The sequence below is a fragment of the Mesorhizobium sp. P2_E9 genome (assembly GCF_056403815.1).
Genome location: NZ_JBFUET010000025.1, coordinates 1 through 10,087 on the forward strand (window position 1 = coordinate 1; position 10,087 = coordinate 10,087).

The 10,087-nt window shown below is 60.1% G+C and carries 8 protein-coding genes; 5 read left to right on the forward strand and 3 right to left on the reverse strand.

The features are described 5' to 3' along the window. Together AC1D05_RS32535 and AC1D05_RS32540 are read right to left on the reverse strand one after the other, a co-directional pair. On the reverse strand, window positions 1–284 hold a 284-nt coding region (locus tag AC1D05_RS32535; protein ID WP_477446637.1), incomplete at its 3' end, for a hypothetical protein. Next, window positions 281–961, reverse strand: a complete 681-nt coding sequence (locus AC1D05_RS32540; protein WP_477446639.1) for a nucleotide-binding protein — start codon at window positions 959–961, stop codon at window positions 281–283. The genes AC1D05_RS32535 and AC1D05_RS32540, both read right to left, overlap by 4 nt. A 496-nt stretch (window positions 962–1,457) precedes the next feature. On the opposite strand from AC1D05_RS32540, the gene AC1D05_RS32545 reads away from it, so the two are divergent. The 5 genes from AC1D05_RS32545 to AC1D05_RS32565 all read left to right on the forward strand — a co-directional run bounded on the left by AC1D05_RS32545 (window position 1,458) and on the right by AC1D05_RS32565 (window position 7,926). Next, window positions 1,458–1,865, forward strand: coding sequence for a plasmid mobilization protein (locus AC1D05_RS32545; RefSeq protein WP_477446641.1), 408 nt, complete (start codon window positions 1,458–1,460; stop codon window positions 1,863–1,865). Next, window positions 1,862–4,099 carry a relaxase/mobilization nuclease domain-containing protein gene (locus tag AC1D05_RS32550; protein ID WP_477446643.1) on the forward strand — a complete coding sequence of 746 codons (2,238 nt, stop codon included), beginning with the start codon at window positions 1,862–1,864 and terminating at the stop codon, window positions 4,097–4,099. The genes AC1D05_RS32545 and AC1D05_RS32550 overlap by 4 nt, the downstream gene beginning before the upstream one ends. A gap of 316 nt (window positions 4,100–4,415) precedes the next feature. Then, window positions 4,416–5,549, forward strand: a complete 1,134-nt coding sequence (locus tag AC1D05_RS32555; RefSeq protein ID WP_477446645.1) for an ABC-three component system protein — start codon at window positions 4,416–4,418, stop codon at window positions 5,547–5,549. Beyond that, complete coding sequence (locus tag AC1D05_RS32560) at window positions 5,546–6,058, forward strand: ABC-three component system middle component 2 (RefSeq protein ID WP_477446647.1); 513 nt, start codon at window positions 5,546–5,548, stop codon at window positions 6,056–6,058. Before AC1D05_RS32555 ends, AC1D05_RS32560 begins: the two co-directional genes overlap by 4 nt. Before the next feature lie 2 nt (window positions 6,059–6,060). Then, on the forward strand, window positions 6,061–7,926 hold the full coding sequence (locus AC1D05_RS32565) for a hypothetical protein (RefSeq protein WP_477446649.1): 1,866 nt from the start codon (window positions 6,061–6,063) through the stop codon (window positions 7,924–7,926). A 7-nt stretch (window positions 7,927–7,933) separates the two neighbouring features. Here AC1D05_RS32565 and AC1D05_RS32570 read toward each other — a convergent pair whose 3' ends face one another. Further along, the gene (locus AC1D05_RS32570) at window positions 7,934–10,084 is read right to left on the reverse strand and encodes a type IV secretory system conjugative DNA transfer family protein (RefSeq protein WP_477446651.1); all 2,151 of its coding nucleotides are present in this window, start codon (window positions 10,082–10,084) and stop codon (window positions 7,934–7,936) included. Window positions 10,085–10,087 lie beyond the last annotated feature (3 nt).

Sequence of the window (10,087 nt, forward strand, 5' to 3'; positions counted from 1 at the left end):
GTCAGGTAGTAGCCGCAGCGGATCATCTCCTCCTCGCGAATCTTCTTTCCGGCGATGGGGTCCTTTTTCTGACCCTGCCGCAGAAGCTTGCGGAAATCGGGCCCGACTGCCGGCGACGGCTGTGTCGGTACCTGCACCTGTGGCTGAGCTTGCTCCTTGGTCCCTGGCGTCTCGACCTTCGGTGTGATGAACATGCTCGGCAGCGCCGGCGGYTGCGTGGAAATCGTCTTCATCATGCGGGCTTTCTTGTCGTCACCGGGTTTCGGCGCGGTTTCTTCACTCATGCCGCGTTCCTTGTGGCTTCGATCAAGCTTTGCAGAAGGTCGTCAAAGACCCCTTCGCTCTCGGCAACCGCCTTCGCGTCAGGCACCTCGGGGCTGTAAAGGGTCTGCCCCGTCTGAAGGTCGCGGTAGGCAACGCGATTGTGCAGGACGTGTTCTGCAATGGGCGTGCCGTTGGCCTGGATGATGGCGCGCAGTTCGCTCAGGGCTCGCGCCCTGCCGTCGATGATGGTCTGCTTGGTCAGCACGAATATCGCKGGCAGAGGTCTACCCCGGCTCTCGACCGCCAGCGGAATGTAGTGGTCGGTGATCTGGATGGCGGCGGTCACATCGTCTAAGGCAAAATAGACCGGCACGACGACAATATCAGCCGCGAAGAGCCCGGCCATGAGGTTGTCATTCGTGGTGCCTTCCGTATCGATCAAGACGACCGAGCGTTCCCCGTTGTGAGTGGCTGCCGCGCGAAGGATTTCCTGCGGGGTCATCGCGCTCACCATCTGGAGCCTGTCAGGACGATTGCCAGCTTCGCCCAGCATCTGGAACCAGCGGTTCATGTTCTGCCGCCGGTCGCCGTCGATGAGAGTGACCGAATAGCCTCTATGCAGCGCGACGGATGCGAGGGCACGCAGCATCGTCGATTTGCCAGTACCGCCCTTGGGGATCGCAGCGGAGATGATCATGGGGCCTCCCTCTGGGTTTTGTCTCCTTGTCTCCATGTTAGCATGGAGACAAGTCATCATGGACACATGAAACAAAATCACGGTCGAAACATCATGACATAGTCCACGGGGAAGCCTGGTCTGGCAACCCAGGCGCGCACAGATAAGGGCTCGCTAAAGATGCAGTTTTTGCGTAGTTGGTTTCGTCAGAAAAGAAGGTCCGGTGGCCCATCGACTGCGCATTTCCGACTACGCTTTCCGGCTTCCCATCAGAAGGCCGATGTTTCCATGTTAACATGGAAACAAGTCGCCAACGCATCATAGACACATTGCATCAAATCACGATGTGAACATATCGCCCGCGCTGCCGCCGCCGATAACTGGGCTGGTGAGAACACGCGACCATATTTTCTTTTCTCCTCACTGTTTTTATTGGCAGGATAGCCTATTTTGTGATACACACAAAATAGGCGGCGCGGCCCTATCGGGCCTTAGCGCCCGCAAGCGGGCTTGAGAGATGGATGCAGACGCCCAGAAAGCAGCGGAGAAGAGCGCGTCACGACGCTATGGCGAGGTGACGCACATCCGGTTTTCGGCTGACGAGTTGGCCAGCCTCAAAGCCATTGCGGAGCGGGAGGGCGCAACCGTCAGTGAGGTCATCCGGCGTCTGGTGCGGGCTGAGGCCGGACGTCTGCCTGTCGCCTCAGAGGCGTTGCGGCCGGCGATCGTGGACATGACCGATCAGCTGCGGCGCGTCGGCATCAATTTCAATCAGGCCGTGCGCGCCATGAACGACGGCCGTGTTGCCCATGATGAGGATCTTGAGCAGGCGTTGATCGCGGTCGGCGACCTGGTGCGGCAGTTCCGCGAGGAACTGAAGGCGATGACTGGCGGCTCCCGCAAGGCGAGGGAGGCCACTCCATGAGCGGCCGGCTTGCTGGCTACGCGGCCGAAATCGAACGCTATCTGCGGGGCGCTGCCGGCGTGGAGCGTGAGGAGCTGGATGACGACAAGTCTGCGACGAGCGCCCGACGCGAGGCGAGCGAATTCCGGGCGATGAAAAGTTATGAGCGGACGGGTGGCGGCGGACGCTTCGGGCAAGCACAAGGCGGCTCGACGCTAGGGGGCGGCAGGAACGCCGCTCGTTCTTCGCCGGGAGGGAGAGGAGTGGCGGGGGGCTCCGTCTCCGGCAAGACTCCGAAGTCCGCCGTGGCTGCGACCTTCCCCAATGCCGCTAGCGCGCCGATCATGGTCTATGGCGCCACGCTCGCCGGTTTCCGGCCGGAAGAGGAGGAGGAAGACTGGAAGCGGCGCGGCGGCGGCGGCGGCCGTGGTGCGGGTCGCGCGAGCGGTACAGGACGGGCGGCGCGGGTCACCTATCAGGCGCGGGCCGTCGCGGCACGGGCAGGCTATGCAGCGGGCGCGCAGCCTGCTGTGTTCAAGGTCATGCCGAATCCTCCGTCGACCAAGGAAGCCGCCGCTCGGCTGCTTAATTACATCGGCAAGCGCGAGGACGAAAAAGGCGAGAAGCACGACATCGATATCTTCGACGAAGATGGACAGGTTATTGCGACAGGCGGCGCACGAAAGGCGTTCCTGGAGACGTTTTGCCAGACGTTCGAACCGCCCCTGGAAAACACCAATTTTTTGGAGGTTCGTTTCGAACTCGCCGGCGAGGTCACCGACGCCGCATTGAGCGAGGCCTTGAACAAGGCCTTCGGCGCAAAACCGTTCATCTATGCACAGGACGGACAAACGGTGCAGGTTTACGCGCACACCGATGAGCGGGCAGGACCGCTCGCCAAGGCGCTTGCCGGTGGTCGGGAGAATTCGCGCAGCAAGGCTCTCGACAAGATCGAGGCGCGGTTGTTCGAGGCCATGGGCGCCGCGGGGGTGGTAGCCAAGGCAGAGGTAACGGCGGCCGTCAGCCGTGAACCCAAGGCGAAATATTTCCTGCAGAAGTTCATCCGCAACCACAGCCAGGTCCGCCACGCAAACGGCGAGCCTGTGCCCGGGGCGAAGAATTCCACGAAGGCGGCGGCTTCGGTCTATGAACAATGGCGCCCGCAGTTTTCGGGGCGCGAGCGCCGCAATGCCTATCACCTGCTTTTCTCGGCAAGAGCCGGGACCGATGCCATCGCCGTCATGGCTGCGGCGCGCGCCGTGCTCGAGGAGCGAGCGCCGGGATACAAGTTCGTTCTGGCGCATCACAAGGACACCAAGCACGTCCATATCCATGCGATGGTGCAGGCACGGTCAGCCGACGGCGAGCGACTGAAATTCTACAAGCCAGATCTGGTCGCCTGGCGCGAGGCTTTTGCGGAGAAAGCACGCGAGAACGGCATTGCGATGGTGGCGACGCGTCGCATGGATCATGCGATGACGCGGCCCTTCACGAAGGAGCACGCCGGAGCCTACAACCGCGCCCAGAGCGATCCGCGCTATCAGGTCAGCGCCAGGACCGTCGAGCGGGTGGAGGCCAAGCGGCAACGCCGTATCGATGGGCAATCCCTTGTCGTGAACGGCGATGCAATCGCTGCCGCATGGCAAAAGACTGTGACGACGATGCGGACCGCGGGCGTGGTCGGTCAGGCTCTCACAGCAGCGGAGTCAATCGGCAACAATTTTCTGCAGTTCCGTCGCGATCGAACAGGGGAGGGGCAGCCAGGTCCTGCCGCGGGTCGCGGAGTTGATCAATCGGGGCAGAAGTCTTTCCTGTCCCATCCCGGTATGAGAGAATTGAATGCACTGATAGGAGATTTGAACATGGCGCAAACCCCATTGGAAATGCGGCGTCAGATGGCCCGCGTCAATCAGGCTCTCGACAACATGCGCGAGACGCTGCCGCCGGCGCATCAAGGACAGTTCGAACAGTATCGTGAAGAGGTCAACGACAAGATGCACGACCGTCTGGCGCGGCTGCAATTCGAGCGGCAGCAACAGCGTCGTGGTGGTGGCAGTGGCGAGCCGATCCCCGAGCGCGAGGCGCGAGGGCGAGACCTTCCAACTCGGGACGATCCCCGCCAGCCGGAGCAGCCGCGCACCGGCACCGAGCAGGAGAGAGCCAACCAGAAGGATGCCAAAAAGCAGAAGGCTCAGCAGGCTGAAGAGCAGGACCGCAAGACCCAGCGCTCAAACGAGAACGACTACGAGCGTTGAGCAAGGGCCAACCTAGCGTCCTCGCGAACGATCAGGCTGTATGGCAGTAATGCACCGCCTCATCTCGGTCGTTCCACGACCGCTGCCACCTTCTTAAAGCTGACATCACTGGTGCCAACGCCACGGGGTTGTCCGCGAACCAGAAGCGATCAGCGACAACGACCGTGATCGGCGCGCAAGAAATCCCAAGCGGCCCGTCTAGGTCGAGAGTTTCTTTGCGAAATCAGGCAATCGTCTTTGGGCTTTCGCGCTAGTAACCGGTGGAAGTCTGTGACAAATCAATGCATCATGATTCTTGCAAACTACCGGGGGGAATGTGGGCAAGACTGAGGTCAGACTGGCCGACTCAACACTTTCGGCTCTGAGGGTGCCAACACCATGGCCGAACGCAAATGCTCGCCTTCTGGGAGTCGGCGCGGGCCTGCCGGTTAAGCCACTTGATCGCCTTGCCCAGTTCAGCGCAGCAGAGTTTGAGCGCCTAACCCTCGAATGGGCATCCGATTATCTCGCGACCAAGATTCCCGGGGTCGTTGAAGTGCAGCAGCGGGGCGGTGCCGGGGACAAGGGTCGCGACGTCATCGTCTGGTTCGACCCGTCGGCCGCAGTCCCGCGCCGCTGGCGGCTATACCAATGTAAGCACTATGGAGCCGGGCTTGGCGCGGGGACTGCAGTCGAAGAGATCGGCAAGGTGCTCTACTACACCTCGATCGGCGACTACTTCCCTCCCGAAGAGTACTGGTTCGTGACCCACAAAGGTGTCACCTCACCGTTCCAGGACCTTCTCGACGATCCTAAAAAGCTGAAGGCCTTCGTCCTCGACCACTGGAATCAGTACTGTGCGGAGAAAATCACAAGCACGAAGAAGATCGAACTGACCGACGAGCTCAAAGCGCACATCGCTGCATTCGACTTCAGCATCTTCCGTGCCAAGCAGCCGCTCGACCTCATCGCCGAACACGCCAAGACACGCTATCACTTGGCGGTGTTCGGCCTGCCGCTGATCGATCGTCCAATCCCCCCTGAACCACCGTCATCCGTCGCGGCCGTCGAAACCGGATATGTCACCAAACTCTACAAGGCAATCGGACAGAATCTCGGTACGTCCGTGGCGCATGTCTCCGACTTTGCACACGTGGATGCGTTACAAAGATTGTTTGATCGTTCTAGGATTACATTCTACTGCGCGGAAGGATTGAAAGAACTTGCACGGGATCAGATGGCGGATGCGGCCTTCTTTGACACCCTGCTCGACGAGTTCTGCGACGGCCTCTACCACAACTACAATGAGCCCTCGCTCACGGGCCTGCAGCGTCTCGCAGGTACGGTTAAGGCTGCCCAGCAGCTTCAACTAGGCGGCCACATACTCGAACCCCACGTCCGGGCGAATGACCGCGAAGGCATGTGTCATCAGATGGCGAACGAGAATCGCGTCGATTGGTGTAATCCATGACGGCGCACACTGGCGAGCCGGAACGCCACCCGCGTCCGTTCAACACGCCCCTCGAATGTGGCCTGAGAATGCTGTTTGTGCTCGACGCTGCCAACGGGAGGCCTTCTGACCTTCAGCGTCTCGTGTCCTATGACTATCTGCTTGTGCATTCCGGCGACGTACCCGGCGGCCCTGACAGCCTGCATCCTGCCGTTCCGTTCCGCGGCAGTGAGCTGCTTGTGAAGCGGGACATCGTTCATGCAGGACTCAACCAGATGTTCTCGCGCGAGCTGTTGGAAAAGACCTTTGATGTTGCCGGTATCATGTACCGCGCAACCGACCTGACCAGCGCCTTCATTGCGCTGATGAAGTCGAGCTATGCAGTCTCCCTTCGTCGGCGCTCCGTATGGATTGTCGAACGCTTCGGCATGTCCAACGATGCCGACCTAATGGCTTTCATGACTGATAACATCGGACGTTGGGGCGCTGAGTTTGACCGCCTGACCGCCCTCAACGACCTAGAGTTCTAGCCATGCTCCAGATCCGCAAGATTGTGTTGAGGGGAAAGGGCGTCGAGGACGCCGTCGTTACGTTCGCCCCTGGCGGGAACATCGTGGCTGGCGAGTCCGACACGGGAAAGAGTTATCTGCGGCACTGCCTAGACTATATTTTCGGTGCCGACGAGATGAGAAAGCGCATTCCCGAGAGCGAGCTGTACGCAAACCTTTTCGTCGAGTTCGAGAACACGGCAGGTGCAGTGCTTACACTTGAGCGCCACCTTTCGGGCGGAGACATGGCTTCCCACGAATGCCGAGTCGACGACATTACCGCGCCGGGGACAAAACTTGCTGCCAAGCGGGCGAACAGCAAGAGCGGCGCGCGCGACGTCACATCCGTGCTGTTTGCCTTTGCTGGTATAGGCGAAGCGGAGCTTCGCAAGAATGATCGTGGCGAAACACAGCGACTGACCTTTCGGCTATTCATCCCGATTTTCCTGATCGATGAGATCTCCGTGATCGACGAGTTGTCGCCGGTTCTGGGCAGAGGCGGATTCGACATCACTCCGCGCAAGCGCATGCTGGCGTATATGCTGACAGGCAAGGATGATCAGGGGATCATTGCCGCCGAGAAAAGCGAGATCGTCAGAGCGAAGACAGCCGCGCGGCTCGGCGTCATCACGGATCTGCTCGAGCCCCTCGAACGGCGTATTGGACAGCGCGCCAACAGTGATGAAACATCGATCGAGAAAGTCGAGGAGTCGATCGCTGCTCTGTCGGGCACGCTGTCTGAAACGACAGGAGAAAGGGCCGCCCTGCATGTCGAGCGGCAGGAAGCCACAGCCACGCTGCAGCGGGCCGAATCCCAGCTCCTGGCCATAGACGAACTGCTGGATCGCTACCGTCTGCTCGACGGACGTTATGGCTCCGATCTCGAGCGCCTCGACTTCATAGCGGAGGGCGCGCATTTCTTTGATGGCCTGCAGGTCGTGACGTGTCCGCTATGCGATCAGCCCATGACCCATGAGCACGCGCACGCGGCGCAGGAAGCTGCCACTACTGTCTATAGCTCTGCAAAGGCCGAGGCGGCCAAGATTCTTGGCCACAAGAAAGACCTTTCAGCGGCCATCTTGACTCTGAAAGAACTCCGAGGGCAGCGGGACCGAGAGAGGGCAGACTCTTCCCGTTCGTTGACACGGATCGATCAGAGGATCGCCACGGTTATTTCACCCACGCTCCAAGATGCCGCCGGGCGTCTGGAAAAACTCATCGCCAGACGCGTCGAGCTTGAATCGTTCCGAAATGACGCCGATCAAGCCGGAAGCTTGCGTGCGATGAAGGAGGAAATAGAACGAGCTTCTAGCGGCAAAGCCGCGAAGAGCGACTGGGAGCAGCTTCCATCCTCAGCCCTCCGAAAGCTCTGCGCCGAGATAGAGGCGGTGCTCAAGGAATGGAGCTGGCAGGGCGAGGGACGCGTCGAGTTTGATCAGAAAGAATACGACATCATCGTTGATGGCCAGGCCCGTCAGTCGCACGGCAAGGGTGTACGCGCCGTGCTCCATTCCGCCTTCACTATTGGACTCCTGCGGTATTGTCACCGCAATGACCGCCCGCATCCTGGTGTCGTCATCATCGACTCGCCGCTGACCAGCTACAAAAAAGGAAGGGCGAACGCTGCGGGCGATGGTCCCGTGAGTCCCGGTATCGAACAGGCATTTTGGAAATCGCTAACCACGCTGGAGGCTGGACTCCAGGTGATCATCATCGAGAACAAGGAGCCTCCCGGCGACGTTGCAGACCTCACCCACTACCAGTGGTTTGCCGGCGATACGGCCCAGCCGGAGGAGCGTGTAGGATTCATACCGCCGAATCGGCCGCAATCTTCACGGCCGGCTTCCTAATGTTGGCCTACCCATCGACTACATCAGGCAAAGCTTCTTCGACGATGCTGAAATTTCGATCGAAAGTCTCGGTGTCGGATGCGTTGGCGCGCAGAGAACTAACCTTGTTCAGGATCGCCGCAACCGCCGCTTCTTTGGCGGGCGCTATGCGTGTTGTCACCGCTTTGGCGGCCAAAGCGGAAAAATCCACGGCGGCATAGGCTGGCACAGCTTCAGCGTCTGTCGCTTTCAGTCGTTCTTTTGCTCTTGCGCGCCGGCCTGGAGGCGGTGCAATGCGGCCTGCTTTCGCGGCAAATGTCGCGCCGCGCCGCAGGCGCTTTTGCAAGAGGCCCGAGCGATACGCCGGTGCCGTCGGCACAATCGTCGGGAGCGAAGGAGATGGAACTGCCGCGGAAGCGCCCAACGCAGGTCTTTTCGAGCGCGAACCCTCGACAGAGCCGGGCAGGGGCATGAACGCGCGTTTGGCGAGGTGGCCGTCGGCGAAATAGAAATTGCGGGTGCCGAGGATCGGCAGTTCACCACGCGGCAATATGATGACCTTGTTCTTGTCGAGCGTACGGATTTCATCCGGCCGCATCAGGGGCCGCCGCACTTCCTTGCGGTGCTCCGAGCGCGTGTAATAAGTGTCGAACAGCGTTGCCTTGGTCCGCGTCACGTCCTTTTGCACGTCCGACGTTTCGCCGAGCTGCTCGGAAACGTAGCGCAGATCGTCCGCGTCCTGCGCACCGAAAAAGATCTGCACGCGAGCAGCGTTGATGAGCGTCTTGCGCCCTTCCTGGCGATAGATCTCGTCTACGGCCTTCAGTGACTGCACGAAAAACCACATCGAAACACCGTTGCCGCCGAGCACGCTCGCCATTTCGGTCACATTCTCAAGCTTGCCAAGGTTCTGCAACTCGTCGAGCAGCACAAGCACCGGATGCTCGTCCGGACGCGGCATAGTTTCCGACATGAAGTTCATCATCTGCGTGATCAGGACGTTGAACAACGGTCCAAGCGACGTAATCTGCTCGCGCCGAACGTCGAGATAAAGAGAAATCCGATCACGCTTGAGCTTGCGAATATCGAACGTGCTGCGCGACGTGGCACGCATCAGACGCTCGTTGAGAAAGGGGGCCATGCCGGTGCGGACGCCGGCGTAGATTCCGGAAAACTGCCGCTCAGACATCTCGAAATATGGCAGCAGGGTTTGCAGCGTGAAATGTGAGCATTCGCGGCGGCGATCCTCGCGCAGCGAGCCGATGAACTCCAAGAGCGGGTGCTCGGCACCGTTCATGATCTCAAGGATCGTGGCGAAGGTCTTCTTCTCATTCGGGATCGCAGGCGATTCCATGACGAAGGACGCGATGCCGGTAAAAAGGAGGCGGGCATCGTTGACCCAATAGGGATCCGCGTTCGAAGGGGGACGCGGAAACAGCGCCGCGGCGATGTTGCGAAGGTCGATGTCGCGCTGGGCCGAGTCCAGCGAGATGAAGTCCATCGGATTGTAGCATGCGGTATTGCCGTTCGGATCAGCCGGCGCGAAACGCACCACGCGGCTGATGGTCGAACGGTAGCCGGCGGTCGCGGCATAGGTCTCGCCCCGCAGATCGAGAACCACGAGCGAATGCGGCCAGGTCAAGGCGTTCGGGATGATGAGAGACGTGCCTTTACCGGAGCGCGGTGGCCCTATCACGAAGCCGCCGACATCATCGCCATCAATCCACAATTTCTTGCCGCCGACCAGCTTGCGCTGCGTTAAGTGGATTTTGCCGGAGCGCTTATCGCGGCTGGGCGACAGAATTTCGGCGAGCTTGCCGCCAGCTCGACCGACGAAGACGCCGCCCACTTTCGTCAGGTCGGTTTTCGATATGTCGCTCATAGTCATGAAGCGAGAGTCATTGCGCTTTCTCGGACGCATGAGAAACAAGCTGACCAGTGGCAAGAGAAACCCAAAAAATCCCGCGGCAATGGCGTATTGCACCCGGTCAAAATTTCTCGCAGTCACGTCAGCCCAGGCCTGACGAACAACCGGCAAGGGATTGGCGTTCAGCTGGTCAAACAGGACGTGGGAGCCAGTCCGGTACCAATCTGTCGCGACATAGGTGAGCGTGAAGAGCAGGGCGCCCATGGCCATCGCCATCAGCACCATGAAAATTGCTGTTGCGATTTTCTGCATGGA

What these genes read in the sequence shown, in the direction of transcription:
- AC1D05_RS32545 (WP_477446641.1), top strand. Translation starts at nt 1,458, where the DNA reads ATGGATGCAGACGCCCAGAAAGCAGCGGAGAAGAGCGCGTCACGACGC.
- AC1D05_RS32550 (WP_477446643.1), top strand. Translation starts at nt 1,862, where the DNA reads ATGAGCGGCCGGCTTGCTGGCTACGCGGCCGAAATCGAACGCTATCTG.
- AC1D05_RS32560 (WP_477446647.1), top strand. Translation starts at nt 5,546, where the DNA reads ATGACGGCGCACACTGGCGAGCCGGAACGCCACCCGCGTCCGTTCAAC.
- AC1D05_RS32565 (WP_477446649.1), top strand. Translation starts at nt 6,061, where the DNA reads ATGCTCCAGATCCGCAAGATTGTGTTGAGGGGAAAGGGCGTCGAGGAC.
- AC1D05_RS32570 (WP_477446651.1), bottom strand. Translation starts at nt 10,084, where the DNA reads ATGCAGAAAATCGCAACAGCAATTTTCATGGTGCTGATGGCGATGGCC.